This window comes from Longimicrobium sp. (assembly GCA_036377595.1).
GTDB lineage: Bacteria > Gemmatimonadota > Gemmatimonadetes > Longimicrobiales > Longimicrobiaceae > Longimicrobium.
In genome coordinates this window covers 40,731-54,329 of the sequence record DASUYB010000130.1, presented here as the reverse complement: position 1 = coordinate 54,329, position 13,599 = coordinate 40,731, and the positions used below count along the sequence as shown (strand labels likewise).

The 13,599-nt window shown below is 70.1% G+C and carries 15 protein-coding genes and 2 tRNA genes; 9 read left to right on the top strand and 8 right to left on the bottom strand.

The genetic code is table 11. The features are described 5' to 3' along the window. Positions 1–40 precede the first annotated feature (40 nt). Positions 41–778: a hypothetical protein gene (locus tag VF092_22930; GenBank protein HEX6750166.1), complete on the top strand. Its 738-nt coding sequence runs from the start codon at positions 41–43 to the stop codon at positions 776–778. 37 nt (positions 779–815) lie between these two features. After that, the gene (locus VF092_22925) at positions 816–1,508 is read left to right on the top strand and encodes a hypothetical protein (protein ID HEX6750165.1); all 693 of its coding nucleotides are present in this window, start codon (positions 816–818) and stop codon (positions 1,506–1,508) included. A 237-nt stretch (positions 1,509–1,745) separates the two neighbouring features. Here the strand turns inward: VF092_22925 and argF are convergent, their stop codons facing one another. Beyond that, on the bottom strand, positions 1,746–2,663 hold the full coding sequence (argF, locus tag VF092_22920) for an ornithine carbamoyltransferase (protein HEX6750164.1): 918 nt from the start codon (positions 2,661–2,663) through the stop codon (positions 1,746–1,748). 330 nt (positions 2,664–2,993) lie between these two features. Between argF and VF092_22915 the strand changes: the two genes are divergently transcribed. Further along, the gene (locus tag VF092_22915) at positions 2,994–4,925 is read left to right on the top strand and encodes an Ig-like domain-containing protein (GenBank protein ID HEX6750163.1); all 1,932 of its coding nucleotides are present in this window, start codon (positions 2,994–2,996) and stop codon (positions 4,923–4,925) included. Between the two features lie 130 nt (positions 4,926–5,055). On the opposite strand, the gene VF092_22910 is transcribed toward VF092_22915, so the two are convergent. The 4 genes from VF092_22910 to VF092_22895 form a co-directional block, all read right to left on the bottom strand. After that, positions 5,056–5,571, bottom strand: coding sequence for a type II toxin-antitoxin system VapC family toxin (locus tag VF092_22910; protein HEX6750162.1), 516 nt, complete (start codon positions 5,569–5,571; stop codon positions 5,056–5,058). Next, positions 5,558–5,758 carry a hypothetical protein gene (locus VF092_22905; protein HEX6750161.1) on the bottom strand — a complete coding sequence of 67 codons (201 nt, stop codon included), beginning with the start codon at positions 5,756–5,758 and terminating at the stop codon, positions 5,558–5,560. Before VF092_22905 ends, VF092_22910 begins: the two co-directional genes overlap by 14 nt. A gap of 408 nt (positions 5,759–6,166) precedes the next feature. Then, positions 6,167–6,676, bottom strand: coding sequence for a hypothetical protein (locus VF092_22900; GenBank protein HEX6750160.1), 510 nt, complete (start codon positions 6,674–6,676; stop codon positions 6,167–6,169). Positions 6,677–6,854: 178 nt separating this feature from the next. Then, positions 6,855–7,157, bottom strand: coding sequence for a hypothetical protein (locus VF092_22895; protein HEX6750159.1), 303 nt, complete (start codon positions 7,155–7,157; stop codon positions 6,855–6,857). A gap of 174 nt (positions 7,158–7,331) precedes the next feature. Between VF092_22895 and VF092_22890 the strand changes: the two genes are divergently transcribed. The 6 genes from VF092_22890 (at position 7,332) to VF092_22865 (ending at position 11,852) form a co-directional block, all read left to right on the top strand. Further along, positions 7,332–7,778 carry a helix-turn-helix transcriptional regulator gene (locus VF092_22890; protein HEX6750158.1) on the top strand — a complete coding sequence of 149 codons (447 nt, stop codon included), beginning with the start codon at positions 7,332–7,334 and terminating at the stop codon, positions 7,776–7,778. A gap of 711 nt (positions 7,779–8,489) precedes the next feature. After that, positions 8,490–9,032 (top strand): hypothetical protein, encoded by a 543-nt coding sequence (locus VF092_22885; GenBank protein HEX6750157.1) that lies wholly within the window; start codon positions 8,490–8,492, stop codon positions 9,030–9,032. 160 nt (positions 9,033–9,192) lie between these two features. Continuing rightward, positions 9,193–10,716 (top strand): M28 family peptidase, encoded by a 1,524-nt coding sequence (locus tag VF092_22880; protein ID HEX6750156.1) that lies wholly within the window; start codon positions 9,193–9,195, stop codon positions 10,714–10,716. A 122-nt stretch (positions 10,717–10,838) separates the two neighbouring features. Next, positions 10,839–11,252 carry an SgcJ/EcaC family oxidoreductase gene (locus tag VF092_22875; protein ID HEX6750155.1) on the top strand — a complete coding sequence of 138 codons (414 nt, stop codon included), beginning with the start codon at positions 10,839–10,841 and terminating at the stop codon, positions 11,250–11,252. Then, positions 11,252–11,608: a YbjQ family protein gene (locus VF092_22870; GenBank protein ID HEX6750154.1), complete on the top strand. Its 357-nt coding sequence runs from the start codon at positions 11,252–11,254 to the stop codon at positions 11,606–11,608. Before VF092_22875 ends, VF092_22870 begins: the two co-directional genes overlap by 1 nt. Positions 11,609–11,717: 109 nt before the next feature. Further along, complete coding sequence (locus VF092_22865) at positions 11,718–11,852, top strand: hypothetical protein (GenBank protein HEX6750153.1); 135 nt, start codon at positions 11,718–11,720, stop codon at positions 11,850–11,852. A gap of 71 nt (positions 11,853–11,923) precedes the next feature. On the opposite strand, the gene VF092_22860 is transcribed toward VF092_22865, so the two are convergent. The 3 genes from VF092_22860 to VF092_22850 all read right to left on the bottom strand — a co-directional run bounded on the left by VF092_22860 (position 11,924) and on the right by VF092_22850 (position 13,594). Then, positions 11,924–11,996: transfer RNA gene (locus VF092_22860), tRNA-Gln, on the bottom strand. Between the two features lies 1 nt (position 11,997). Beyond that, positions 11,998–12,070, bottom strand: a tRNA-Lys gene (locus VF092_22855). Between the two features lie 177 nt (positions 12,071–12,247). Beyond that, the gene (locus VF092_22850) at positions 12,248–13,594 is read right to left on the bottom strand and encodes a TldD/PmbA family protein (protein ID HEX6750152.1); all 1,347 of its coding nucleotides are present in this window, start codon (positions 13,592–13,594) and stop codon (positions 12,248–12,250) included. Between the last annotated feature and the right edge of the window lie 5 nt (positions 13,595–13,599).

Here is a 13,599-nt window from a genome sequence, read left to right as displayed (position 1 = left end):
CGCACCTCCCTCTCACCGTGGATCTCACATGAACACAGGAATGATTCGTTCGCTCGCGCTGCTCGCCCTGCTCGGCGCCGCACCCGTGGCCGCGCACGCACAGATTGGCTTTCCCGGCGGGATCCGCGAGTCCGGGCGGCAGGTGGTGGACGCCGGACAACCGGTGCAACTGGTCGCCGCCGCCACCGCGGCCCCGAAGGTGAACTGGTTCTTCGGCCCCGCTGGCCGCGTGAGCGACAACGCGAGCGGTTTCTCGGGAGCGGCCGGATTCTCGTGGGAAGGTGCTGTTCCGGTCGAGGCAGCGCTGGGCTACGCCCGGAGCGAGCCAGACGGGGTGGACGGAACGAACGCGTTCTCCGCCACAGTGGAGGTGGGGGTGCCCAGCAAGGCGCTCGCCTCGCTCGGAACCACGCTGGCGGTGAGCGGCGAGGGAGTTTGGGTTGTGGACGTGGCGCAGTCGTATACCGCTGCCGCCTCGCTGACCCAAGAGCTCGGTTCGCACGTCGAGGTGGTCGGGAGCATGGCCTACGGGAGGACGGACCCGGAGGCCGGTCTCACCACGACCGGTTTTCGCCCGGGAGCCTCGCTGGCCGTCGTTCCCGCGAAGGGAACGCAGGTGCGCGTGGAGTACACCTTCGACAACGACCTCGACGGAGAGGACTCGGTGGAGCTCCGCGTCGCGCAACGCGTCGCGCCGCGAGGCGTCATCCCGTTTCAGCTCCGCGGCGGCATCGCCAAGCACGGCGTGGTGTCTGTGGGGATACTGTTCTTCCCCTGATCGCAGGGAACTGCCGCGCGGCGCCGCCTCGACAGTTGTGCGCCGCGTCGGCGCCGACGATGGGTTCCAGATCGAGCTCCGGATCACCGACCGGCTCACTCCCGTGCAGCAGGAGGTGGTGGTTGGTGCGGCCGAACGGTGGGTCAAGCTCGTTCGCGGCCCCGCGGGAATGGTTCAGGAGGTCGGGGGAACAAAGGTCCGTGGGCTCCTCGTACATGTCACCGCGAGTTTCGGCAAGCACGGGGGCGTGGTCGCATCAACCCAGTCTGTACGTAAGTGGCCCGTGGGCCCGCTCGCCGGGCTTCCCCGCGTGGTGAAGATTGAGTTCGACACCGCCGAGCTCGACGAGTTGCAGGAGGATGGTCGCTTAGGAGACGTCGCCGTCCACGAGCTTGCACACGCGCTGGGCTTCGGTGTCGTCTGGCGTGACCGGAAGCTCGTGGAAAAGGATGCTGCGGGACAGCTGGTCTTCCGTGGCACTATGGCGATGCAGGAGTACGCCCGGTTGCGGGGCGCGGTCTCTCCCGTTCCCGTCCCCATCGACGAGGGGATCGGGAAGTCGGACGACCACTGGCAGGAAAAGACCTTCGCTCCGGAGTCGATGACGCCGACCGTCCACAAGGCCTCGCGGCCCCTCAGCCGCATCACGGTGAGTAGTCTCGGCGACCTCGGCTACGCCGTAAGCCTCGACGCGGCCGACCCGTTCAAGCTCGCTCCGCCCGTCAAGTGAGCGGGCCAAGGTTCGCGGCGTCGGAGATTGCGATCCGTGACCGCGATCTATGTCGTTCCCGCAGACACCGTGTCGTGCGCTGATACATCGAAGCCCCTCGCCGGACACTCCGGCGAGGGGCTTCACGGTAGGGTGCTCCATCCGCTCGCGTGTCCCCAATCATGCGAGCCAATGCGTCGGCGGGCGGGGAGCGCGGCGGTCCCTCCGTGGGGGACGCGAGGGCGTCCGCGGCGGAGGTCAGGCGGCGTCGGGGGCCATCAGCTTCACCATGATCGCCTTCTGCGCGTGCAGGCGGTTCTCGGCCTCGTCCCACACGCGGCTGCGCGGGCCCTCGATCACCTCGTCGGCCACCTCCTCGCCGCGGTGCGCGGGGAGGCAGTGGAGGAAGATGGAGCGCCGGGACGCGCGCGCCATCAGCGCGTCGTCCACGTAGTAGCCCTGGAAGTCGCGCAGCCGCTTCTGCGCCTCCTCCTCCTGGCCCATCGACGTCCACACGTCGGTGTTGACCACGTCCGCGCCTTCGACGGCCTCGCGGGGATCGTGGGTGAGCACGACGTTGGCGGCCGAGCGGGCGCGCGCCAGGATCTCCGCGTCGGGCTCGTAGCCGGCGGGCACGGCCAGGCGCAGCTCGAAGCCCAGGCGGTACGCGGCGTTCAGCCAGGAGTTGGCCATGTTGTTGCCGTCGCCCACCCACGCCACCTTCACCGGCTCGAGGTCGGGCCCGAAGCTCTCGCGGATGGTCTGCAGGTCGGCCATGATCTGGCACGGATGAAGCAGGTCGGTCAGCCCGTTGATCACCGGGATCGACCCGAAGCGCGCCAGGTCTTCCACGTCCTGCTGCGCGAAGGTGCGGATCATGATCCCGTCCACGTAGCGGCTGAGCACGCGGGCGGTGTCGGCGATGGGCTCGCCGCGACCCAGCTGGATGTCGCGGCTGGAGAGGAAGAGCGCGTGGCCGCCCAGCTGGTACGTTCCCACCTCGAACGACACGCGGGTGCGCGTGGAGCTCTTGGTGAAGATCATGGCCAGCGTCTTGCCCGCCAGCGGCTTCGCGGCGTATTCGCCCCGCTTCATGCGCGCCGCCAGGTCGAGCGTGGCGATCAGCTCCTCGCGCGTGAAGTCGGGGATGGACAGGAAGTGGCGGACGTCGGGCATGGCTCGAAGAACGTAGACGGAGTGCGGGTTGGGCCGGGAGCGGCGCGGGAAGATAGCACCCGCCGCGCGGCCGGACCACACCCGCGGAACCATCGCACCGCGAATGCGTACAACTCCTTTCACTGCATCGAGTTGTGGGCGCAGGAACACCGCCGTGCGGGCGCGCGCGGCGGTCGGGGGTGCCTTCCGTTTTCGGACGGACGTTCCTACACTATCCGGCAGCAGACGAACCACCAGCTTCCCGCGCGTGTCGCAGACGTGCCGCGCGGGGCGTTCTAACGCGTCCGCGCGAGAGCGCGCGGGCACCGATCCCTCACCGCTGAGCCCAACATGAAGCGTACCCTCCCGCTCCTCCTACTTGCCCTGGGCGGCCTGGCCGCCTGCAGCGACGGCACGGGAGGCGAACCGCTGGCCCAGCTCGACGTGGAGCCCAGCACCTACTTCCTGAGCGTGGGCGACACCTTCCGCCTGACCGTGACGGGGAAGAACGACGCGGGCACCACCGTGTCGGTGAACGGCGCCAGCTTCAAGAGCGAGAACCCCGGCGTGGCCTCGGTCACCGGCGACGGCAAGGTCACCGGCGTGTCCGTCGGCACCACCGACATCATCGTGAAGGCGGGGGGGCAGACCGACACCTCCACCATCAACGTGCTGGCGCAGGGCTCCATCAAGACCTTCAACGTCGACGCGCTGAGCGAGACGGGGTGCGAGGAGCCCGTCTACCATCCCGCCCGGCAGGTGGCCAGCGCGGCGCACGTGGCGATCTACGAGGACCTGAACAACCCGTCGGGGGGCTTCACGGCGGCCGAGTACCAGTCGATCGCCGACGAGTTCGAGGCCAAGATCTATCCCACCGACATCGCCAACTTCGGCACGCCGACCGACCTCGACGCCAACGGCAAGGTCATCATCCTCTACACCCGCGCGGTGAACGAGCTGACCCCGCCGGGCGCCGGGTTCATCTACGGCGGCTTCTTCTACGAGCGCGACCTCTTCCCGCGCACGGAGACCTCGCAGTTCCAGGCCTGCCCGACCAGCAACCTGGCCGAGATGTTCTACCTGCTGTCGGTGGACCCCACCGGGAGCATCAACGGGCACGTGCGCGACAAGGCGTACGTGCGCGAGAGCACGCTCAGCACCACCGCGCACGAGCTGCAGCACCTGATCAACCACTCGCGCCGGCTGTACGTGACGCACGCGCCCGCCGAGACGCTGTGGCTGGACGAGGGGCTGTCGCACGTGGCCGAGGAGCTGGTCTACTACGCCGAGAGCGGGCGCTCGCCGCGGCAGAACCTGGGGCAGGCGCAGATCCTGGCCAGCCAGGCGCAGCTCGACGACTTCAACGAGTTCATGATCCAGAACACGGTGCGCTACCGCGAGTACCTGCGCGCGCCGGCGCCCAACTCGCCCTGGGCCAACAACGACGAGCTGGAGACCCGCGGCGCCACGTGGAGCTACCTGCGCTACCTGGCCGACCGCAAGGGCGGGAGCGAGCCGGCGTTCTGGGCGGCGCTGGTCAACTCCAGCACCACCGGCATCGGCAACCTGAACGCGGCCACCGGCACCGACGCCACGGCGTGGGCGCGCGACTGGGCGGTGTCGAACTACACCGACGACGCGGGCTTCACCACGGGCGCGCAGTTCACGCAGCCCAGCTGGAACTATCGCGACATCTTCAAGAACTCGGGGCTGGGCGGCACGTATCCGCTGCAGGTGAGCACGCTGGGCGCCGGCACCACCGGCGTGTCGGTGAAGGCGGGCTCGGCCGCGTACCTGAAGTTCGGCGTGGCCGCGGGGCAGCAGGGCGACATCCGCGTGGCGCCGTCGGGAGGCACGGTGGCGGGCGCCTGCACGGTGCTGAACCTGAACGTGGGCGACGTGCACCAGGTGGTGATGGGCACCGGCGTGGCGCTCTGCCCGGCGGGCGGCGCGGCCGGGGCCGAGTTCGTGGTGATCCCCTTCTACGGCTCGGCCACCTCCGACGCGACCATCGGCATCGGGGTGACGGCGGCGAACGTGATCGCGCCGGTCGGTCCGCCCAACCCCAGCCGCACGGCCGAGTCGAGCCTGGTCTCGCCCTTCCCGCTGGACCACTACGGGCTGTCGCGGCCGTACGACGGCGGGCTGGAGCTGCGCCTGCGCCTGCGCGAGCGCCGCATCGCCGAGCGCCTGCGGCCGTCCACCACCAGCGGCGCCCGCCGCGACGCCAACGCCGTCGACGGGCCCAACGGCGTGACCGTGAACGTGGTGCGCACGAAGTAGTCTCCGCGCTGCAACCGAACGCGAATGAAGCCCCCGCCGTCACCGTGACGGCGGGGGCTTCGTCGTGGGGTGGTGGAGATCGCGCTCCAGCCGTCTTCGCCTTACGGCGATCGCCGCCGCCGGCGCGGGATCAGCACCGGTGTAGCAGCGCCTCCAGCTCCCGCGCGCCTTCGTAGTTCGGGTTGAAGACCTGCAGGCCGTGGCGGCGGGCCGCGGAGTACAGCCCCTGGTCGGCCGTGGCGAACACCAGCGGCGCGCCGGTGTCGCGCACGATCCCTAGCGCTGTGGCCAGGTGGATGGCGTCGCCCGCGCCGATCTCGTGCTGGGGGTTCCGCCTCAGCTCCGCGATCCCCGCCTGCACCAGCGCCTCGTCCACGTGCACGATGGTGAAAGCGCCGCCGCGGAACGCGCGCTGGAACTCGTCCACCGTCTTCGGGACCCGCCGCAGCGCCTCGCCGCGTCCTAGCGGGTTGCGGTACTCGCGCGCGGACTTCGCGATGCCGGACACCACCTCGATCTCCACGAACTCCGAAACGACCAGGCCGCCCCAGCGGACGGGACGGCCCGTGATCTCCTTCATCCTCTGGCTGCTGATCCCCTCGTGCAGGTAGCGCTTGACGAGGGCGCAGGCGTCAAGGAACAGCATACGGCACCCCCGCGGACCTGCGGTGGAACAGCCTGCCGAGCAGGTGTCGGATCCCCGCGAAGGCGGCGGCGCCGCGGGGCGGCAGGGTGTGGACGGGGGGCGGCAGATCGTCGCGCGTGGCGGCGGTCACGTGATAACCCGCGGCGCGGAGACGCGCGACCCAGTCGAGCTCGACCTGATGGGACATACGCTCGCTCTCCTGAGTGGGTGTGGACGTGCAGGCGGTGGCGCGAGGAGCCGCGTCCGCCGTGCCCCAAGGATGATGCATCACGGCGTTCACGTCAACGGGTCCGAAACCGTGTAAATGGCCTCAGGACAGCACTTTGCGTGAAACTGTACAGGCGCAGGTCATCGCCCCGACAGCGTTTACCACCCATCTCGGATTCCGGTGGCCGCTTTGGATGTGCCAGAAAGCCGCCACCGCTGCTCCAGCGTTGCGTCCACTATGCCGGGATGTGTCCCCTTCGGCCGCTGACGCCTGGCTCCTGTTCCCGCTACGCGCGTCCCGAACACCAACGTATCACGCGGAGACGCGGAGAACTCAGCACCGCGCCCTCCGCGCCTCCGCGTGAGGCCTGCTCTGGGTTCGTCGCCCTCATCCCCGGTCCTTCCGCCGCCGGCCGACGCGGGTCCACAGCGCGCGGAGCTTGCGCAGCACGTTGTCGAGCTTGACATGCGCCTCGCGCAGCTCGTTGAGCGCCTGGCCGATGAGGCGCTGGTGCACGGTCAGCTGCTCGCGCACCGCGTCTTCCAGCCGCTCCAGGCGCTGCCGGTCGGCCACCGCCTGCTCGTACACGCGCTCCAGCCGCTTGCGGTCCTCCGCCGTGAAGCCCGCGGCCGCGGCGCCGCCGGCCGCGGGCGCTGCGTCGCCGCCGCCGCGCCACACGGGGAGCTTGTCCACCACCTTCGACAGCAGCTGAACCAGCCCGTAGGCCAGCAGCGCCAGCCCCACCGTGTTCAGCGGGTCGATCCCGCCCCGCCCGGCGCCGGGGATGAGCGTGGGATCCACCGGCAGCTGCCCGGCGGCCGTGGTGTCGTTGGTCTGCAGCAGCGCCGCGCCCAGGGCCATCCCGGGCGCGACGCGTGCGTGAAGTACGGGGTCCATCGCGTACCTCCCTGCGCGCGTGGGTCCGCCAGCGCGCGCGGACGGCGCACGCATGCTCACCGGGCGCCCTCGTGGCGGCGCCGGTCTCGCTTCGGTCGCTTGGGCCGGCGATCCCCGGCCTCTGTCTGTGGCGGATTGTAGCGCAGCGGGGGAGGGGGCCGCCGCGGCAGAAGGGGGCTCAGCTCGCGCGCTGGAAGGCGGCGGCGCTGATGTCGTAGATGGCGCCGCACCCGCGGCGCTGGCACTGGTAGGTGCCGATCCTCATCGTCGGCGGCTGCCCGTCGAGCGCGCGCACCACCGCCGGCGTCACCCGCATCGCCGGGCGCGCGCCGCAGCGCGGACAGCTGGCCGCGGGGCGAAGCAGCCGGCCGTCGTCACCCCGCTCCGGCTGCTGCGGCTCCTCCGAGGGCGGCCTGGGGCGGAGCACGCGCCGCACCGTGCGCGGCGCGTCCGGGGGTCCGGCTGGAACGCTGGACTGCATTGTTCCGACCTCCTGGAATTGGGTAAACACTTGCGGGGAACCTCCCGCCCGACCAACGGGACCGTTGACACCACGCCTCCACATGTTTAACACTTATAACGAATCTGATCGTTTGTTTCGTCGCTGTCAACCGCTGGGCGTAGCAGCCGCAGGATTGGACCGGGGAGTGGAACGATGACGACCGACGAGCGGAGATGCGTGGGGTTCCGCATCCGCGCGGCGCGCGAGCGCCAGGGGTGGGACCGGGGCGAGCTTGCGCGGCGCCTGGGGGTGCACGCCGGGTCCGTGGCGCGATGGGAGTCGGGCGGCGCGGTACCGCACGCCTGGACGGTGCAGCGCATCGCCGAGCTGGCGGGAACCACGCCCGAATGGCTGACTTCTGGTGGGGATGCGGTGCCGTCCGCCGGGGACGGAGTCGCGGGAGAAACGGCGGGGGTGAAGGCGGATCCCTTCACCCTCGAGGCGATGGCCCCGTTCGTGGCGGCCATCGCCCCGCCAGGCGGCGAGCGGCTGCGCAAGCTCGACGTGCTCGAGGGGCTGCGGCGGATGCTCACCGCGCGCGGCGCGCTCCCCGGCTGGTGGTACCAGCTGCACGCGCGCGTGGAGGAAGGGGCGCTGTAGAAGCTCCACGCGTCAAAGGTGTTGTGGGCACGCCTTGACGGGCGACTGTGGAATACATATTTTTACAGCAGGAAAACCACGACAACGGACGCGCTCAGGTCCTGCTCCCGGGAAGCCCGGGGCGGGGCCTTTTTGCGTCCAGGAACCGGGCGGCGGAGGCCGGCGGGACGCCTCGCGAGAGGCTACCGCGGTGGAGGGCGGTCTTCGCCGCCCGCACCCGGATCGACGGGACGGAACGGGACAGGAACAGATAGACGGGAACAACTGGGAGATTGCCGGGAAAGGCCTTGCCGGAACCACTTGGGTCCGGCCGGGCCTTTCGCGCTTTCTCACCATGCAGAAGATGGTGTACTGCAGGCTCGAGCCGCAGACATAGATGGCGGCACATCGTCGCGATGAGGCCCCCGACGGCGGTAGCACTTCGACCGCCGCAGGTGCAAAGTGCTTCCACGTCGGCCCGACTCCTGCTTAGGACCTTTACTTACCTGAAATGAGCTATTTGTTTTCGAACGTTATGGCGCTTATGTCACAAAAGATGAATGCGGGCTTGGAGATGGAACCGTTTTCAGAATTTTGGTGGAAAAAAACTTTACAATAAAATTGTCGGAACATGGCATGATCCTCCGGTGTTCAACATGACACGAAACTGACCGGGCGCGGCGCCGCGGCGCCGGTCCCGTCGAAGCCGCAACGAGCGAGCGGAGGCACAGCATGTCGAGCGACGCAATGGTGATCGCGTCGGCCGCTCGTCTCGTGGCGGCCGCGCGCGGTGCGGTGGACGACTACGCGGCGGCGGGCGCGCCCATCACCCCCGACCAGGTGGGGGCGCTGCTGGCGGCCAGCGGCTGCCACGTGGAGATCTTCCCCTTCCGCTCGGGCGCGATGGGGATGACGCTGCCGCTGTGCGAGGGCGTGCACCCGGTGCTGGTGAACGGCGGCGCGCGGGGGATGGACCTGGGGCTGGCGCTGCGCCACCAGGCCGCGCACGTGCTGGCCGAAGACTCGTCGGGCGCGGTGTGCCTGGCCGACGAGGGGTACGTGCGCCATCCCGAGCGGCTGGCGGACCTGTTCGCGCTGGCCGACGCGGTGCCGGGGTGGTGGATCTCGCGGGTGATGCGGCGGACGTGCTCGTGGGGCCACGTGCACGAGGAGATCGCCGCGTGCTGCGAGGAGCTGGCGCCCGCCTGGCCCGCCGAGCGCGTGCACGACCGCGCCCGGCTCCGCCTCCGCCTCTTCCGCCAGACCGGCATCTGAGGAGCTGAAAAGAAGGGCTCACGCAAAGTCGGCAGGGGAAGCGGTTTGTTGGCTGCTTCCTCTGCTGACCCTGTGTGAGCCCTTCTTTATTGAGATCCGGTGCGACGCGATATAATCTCCCATCTCCGCGATCCCCATCCTCTCCGATTCGGTGACGCAGATGAAGATGCCGCGCGCGCTCGTCCTCCTCGCGCTCTCCGCCGCCCTCCCGCGCGCGCTGGCGGCGCAGGGCGAGATCCGCGTGACCTCCATGAACGGCCCCGGCGGCGATCCGCCCGCGTTCAGCGCCATCCGCGAGGCCGACCTGCGGCGCGACCTGACGGCGATGGCGGCGGACACCTTCCGCGGGCGCGAGGCGGGGACGCTGGACGAGCTGCGCGCGTCGATGTGGCTGGCCGAGCGCGCCCGCGCGGCCGGTCTCCAGCCCGCCGGCGACGACGGCACCTTCTTCCAGTTCTGGCCCATGCGCCGCGTGCGCGTCGCCGGCCACAGCCGCATCGAGGTGGGCGGCCGCGCGCTCGCCCTCTGGCGCGAGGCGACCGTCGTCTCTCCGGCGGACGCGGTCATCGACGCCCCGGTCGTGTGGGTGGGGGAGGGAGACAGCGCCGCGCTGGCGGGGATGGATCTCCGCGGCAAGGCCGTCGCGGCGGTGGTGACGCCGCCGCGCGCCGTACCCCCGCGCTCGGTGAGCCTGTGGGCGTGGCGCTACGTGCGCGCCGCGCTGCGCGACCGCGCGGAGACCTTCCTGGCGCGCGGCGCGGCGGCCGTGCTGCTGGTCTCCGACTCCATCGCCGACACGCAGTTCGACGTGCAGTCGTCGTACATGGAGCGGGGGACGTACGGGCTCGACTCGGCCGGCGTGGAGCCGCGGCGCCCGTCGCGCGCGCCGGTGGTCTGGCTGCGGCGGGGGATGGCGGAGGCGCTGCAGCGGCCGGGGCAGCGGCTCGTGGCGCGCATCTCCAGCGAGTCGTTCGTCTACCCGTCGGTGAACGTGGTGGCGATGGTCTCCGGCGCGGACCCGTCGCTGCGGCGCGAGTACGTGGTGTTCAGCGGGCACCAGGACCACGACGGCGTCCGCTTCCCCGCCAACGGCGACTCGATCTGGAACGGCGCCGACGACAACGGCACGGTGAGCGTGGCGATGCTGGCCATCGGCCGGGCGTTCGCGCGGCAGCCGGGGAAGCGCACCGCGCTCTTCGTCTGGCACGGCGCGGAGGAGCGCGGGCTGCTGGGCTCGCGCTGGTTCGTCGAGCATCCGACGGTGCCGAAGGGCGCGCTGGTGGCGGTGCTGAACGGCGACATGATCGGGCGCAACCGGCCGGACAGCGCCGCGCTGCTGGGCGCCGTGCCGCCGCACCGCAACTCCGTGCGGCTGGTGGAGATGGCGATGGACGCGAACCGCCGTTTCACCCGCTTCGCGCTGGACACCACCTGGGACGACCCCGCGCACCCGGAGTTCTGGTACTTCCGCAGCGACCACCTGCCGTACGCGCGCGCGGGGATCCCGGCGATCTTCTTCACCACGCTGCTGCACCCCGACTACCACACGCCGCGCGACGAGGCCGAGCGGATCGACTACGCCAAGCTGGCGCGGATGACGAGGTGGATGTACGCCACCGGCTGGGCCGTGACCAACGCGCCGCAGCGGCCGGCGGTGGACCCCGGCTTCCGGCTCGAGCGGTAGATCCGCGGAGCGGCGGAGAATCTCCTTGCACGGCGGAGCGCCCCCGCAGAGCTTGTGGGGGCGCTTCTCCATCTCCGCGCGATCCGCGCATCATCCCCATCCCACCGATTTTCGAGAGATCCATGAGCGACACCTTCGCATCCACGGACATCGCCGCCGAGGTCGCGCCGATCGTGCAGGCGCTGCAGGACGCCTGGAACGCGGGCGACAGCGCCGGGTTCGCCGCGCCCTTCGCCGGCGACGCGGACTTCGTGAACATCGTGGGGATGCACGCCCGCGGGCGCGACGCCATCGCCGCGGGGCACGAGCACATCTTCCGGACGATCTACGCCGGCAGCCGCGTCGAATACCGCCTGAAGTCCGCGCGCCTGCTGCGGGCGGACGTGGCGCTGGCGCACGTGGACGCGAAGCTGCACGTGCCCGCGGGCCCGGCGGCGGGCGACATGGCCGCGCTCTGGAGCGCCGTGCTCACCCGCGACGGTGGCGCCTGGAAGATCGCCTCGTTCCACAACACCCTCGTGCAGGAGCGCCGCTGATGTCGAACCCAGCGCCCGACCGGCTGATCATGACCACGACGATGGCCATCGAGGGCTACCGCATCCGCGAGTACCTGGGGCTGGTGCGCGGCGTGGTGGTGCGCGCGCCGACCTTCTCACAGGGGTTCATCGGGGGGCTGAAGACCATCGTGGGCGGGCAGATCCGCGAGTTCACGGAGATGTGCGAGCAGACGCGCCAGCAGGCCACCGCCGAGCTGGCCCGCCACGCGCGCGAGCTGGGCGCCGACGCGGTGATCGGCATCGGCTACGACGCGTCGGAGATCGGCCAGTCCGCCACCGAGGTGCTCTGCTACGGCACGGCGGTGATGCTGGAGCGCCTGGGCGACGCGTCGTAGGTCTCCCGCCGCCCATTGCGCGCGGGGGCGGGGAATGCCAGGTTACGCGCCGATCAAGACTTCCGACCGAGACGAACCGATCCCGATAGACCGACCGGAGGAGCTGGAGATGTCGCACGTGGAGTACACGCGGGAGGATTCCCGGAAGGACCGCGCCGCCAGCTTCCTGGGCCTGGCCGCGGGGCTCACGTGGGTGCTGATCGTGGGCGCCATCAGCTACTACATCGCCATCCGGATGCTCTGACGCGCGGCCGCGCGAAACGAAGATCGGGGTGACCGGCCATGTGCCGGTCACCCCGATCTGCGTTGGGGAGATTGCCCCTCCAGGGCTCGAACCTGGACTTTCCTGATCCAGAGTCAGGCGTGTTGCCAATTACACCAAGGGGCAGTGCACCGGGAAGGAATCGAACCTTCAACCTTGGGATTAAGAGTCCCCTGCTCTGCCAATTGAGCTACCGGTGCGAGCCCCTCAATCTATCGAATTCCTCTTCGGTTTTCAACCCCTAATGGGTCCCCAACATCTTGCAGGAAGATGATTTACGAAAAGAAATCTCACGCAGAGGGCGCAGAGGACGCAGAGAACTCACCGTGGTCCTCTGCGTCCTCTGCGCCCTCTGCGTGAGACTTTCTGTTTCTATCTCACACCGCGTCGGAGAGCGAGGTGAAGGTGAAGTCGTGCGCCTTGATCGCCGGGACGACCACGGCCGGGCTCACGTCGCCGCTCTCGCTGGCCGAGATGCGCACCGGCGCGCTCATCATCTCCACGTTGTTCAGCATGAACACGGGCGACTCGTTCCAGCGCAGGTTCTTCACCGCCGTGGTGATCTGGCCGTTCTCGATCAGGAAGGTGCCGTCGCGGGTGAGGCCGGTGTACAGGATCGTGCGCGGGTCCACCGGGCGGATGTACCAGAAGCGGGTGACCAGCAGCCCGCGCTCGGTGGCGCGGATCATCTCCTCCACCGTGCTGGTGCCGCCCGCCATCTCGAACCCGGCCGGGAAGCCGGTGGGCTCGCGCCCCTGCCGCTGCGCCCAGAAGCGGTTGTAGACCAGGTTCCGCAGCGACCCGTTCTCGATCCACAGCATCCGCCGGTTGGGAAGCCCCTGCCCGTTGAACGCCGCCATCGGCGCCACCGCGCTGCCGGGGTCCGAAACGATGGTCACCCGCTGGTCCAGGAACTTCTCGCCGATCTTGTTCCCCCCGGCCTTCGAGAAGAACGAGCGCCCCTCGTCGGCCTGGCGCGCGTCGAGCGACCCCATCATCAGCCCCACCATGTTGGCCACGGCGGTGGGCTCCAGGATCACCGTCCACTTCCCCGGCTCCACGGCGCGCGGGTTGCGCGAGAGCTGCGCCTTGCGGATGGCGCGCTCGGCCATGGCCCCCGGGTTCAGCCGCGCCCAGTCGTTGGCCGCGTCGCCCGCCCACCCCGAGCCGGTGCCGTCGGGCGTCCGGACGGTGGTGGTCAGGTTCACGATCGACGCGGTGTCGTACGCGAACAGCCCCTTCTTCGTCGCCACCGCCTGCGAGCCGGTGATGATGTCGAGGAAGCCCGTGGAGATGAGCCCCTGCGCCTCGGCGGGGCGGGTGATGGCGTTGACCGCCGCGGCCCGCTGCTCGGGCGTCAGGTTGGCCGTGGCCTCGGAGAAGGCCGTGGTGCGGGAATACTGCTGCGGGCCCAGCTCGCCCAGGTACTCGGGATCCTCGGGCACCAGCCGCGCCAGCCGCTCGGCCGTCTGCACCACGCTGCGCAGCGACTCCTCGTCGAAGCGGTTGGTGCTGGCCGAGGCCACCTTCTTCCCGAAGGCCGCGGTCACGGCCAGGGTGGCGTCGTACGCGTCGCCGGCGGTGGACACCTGGTTGCGGGCGAAGCGGGTGTTGCCGTGCGTGGAGCTCTGGATCTGCACGCGCGCGTCGTCGGCCGTGGAAAACGCGAGCGTGCGCCGGGCGATGGACTCGGCCTCGTCGCGCGAGATGAATCTGGCAGGCATGGCGG

Excerpts from the sequence above, each read along its gene's own strand:
- VF092_22930 (HEX6750166.1), top strand. The coding sequence starts at position 41 with ATGATTCGTTCGCTCGCGCTGCTCGCCCTGCTCGGCGCCGCACCCGTG.
- argF (HEX6750164.1), bottom strand. The coding sequence starts at position 2,663 with ATGCCCGACGTCCGCCACTTCCTGTCCATCCCCGACTTCACGCGCGAG.
- VF092_22915 (HEX6750163.1), top strand. The coding sequence starts at position 2,994 with ATGAAGCGTACCCTCCCGCTCCTCCTACTTGCCCTGGGCGGCCTGGCC.
- VF092_22910 (HEX6750162.1), bottom strand. The coding sequence starts at position 5,571 with ATGCTGTTCCTTGACGCCTGCGCCCTCGTCAAGCGCTACCTGCACGAG.
- VF092_22905 (HEX6750161.1), bottom strand. The coding sequence starts at position 5,758 with ATGTCCCATCAGGTCGAGCTCGACTGGGTCGCGCGTCTCCGCGCCGCG.
- VF092_22900 (HEX6750160.1), bottom strand. The coding sequence starts at position 6,676 with ATGGACCCCGTACTTCACGCACGCGTCGCGCCCGGGATGGCCCTGGGC.
- VF092_22895 (HEX6750159.1), bottom strand. The coding sequence starts at position 7,157 with ATGCAGTCCAGCGTTCCAGCCGGACCCCCGGACGCGCCGCGCACGGTG.
- VF092_22890 (HEX6750158.1), top strand. The coding sequence starts at position 7,332 with ATGACGACCGACGAGCGGAGATGCGTGGGGTTCCGCATCCGCGCGGCG.
- VF092_22885 (HEX6750157.1), top strand. The coding sequence starts at position 8,490 with ATGTCGAGCGACGCAATGGTGATCGCGTCGGCCGCTCGTCTCGTGGCG.
- VF092_22880 (HEX6750156.1), top strand. The coding sequence starts at position 9,193 with ATGAAGATGCCGCGCGCGCTCGTCCTCCTCGCGCTCTCCGCCGCCCTC.
- VF092_22875 (HEX6750155.1), top strand. The coding sequence starts at position 10,839 with ATGAGCGACACCTTCGCATCCACGGACATCGCCGCCGAGGTCGCGCCG.
- VF092_22870 (HEX6750154.1), top strand. The coding sequence starts at position 11,252 with ATGTCGAACCCAGCGCCCGACCGGCTGATCATGACCACGACGATGGCC.
- VF092_22865 (HEX6750153.1), top strand. The coding sequence starts at position 11,718 with ATGTCGCACGTGGAGTACACGCGGGAGGATTCCCGGAAGGACCGCGCC.
- VF092_22850 (HEX6750152.1), bottom strand. The coding sequence starts at position 13,594 with ATGCCTGCCAGATTCATCTCGCGCGACGAGGCCGAGTCCATCGCCCGG.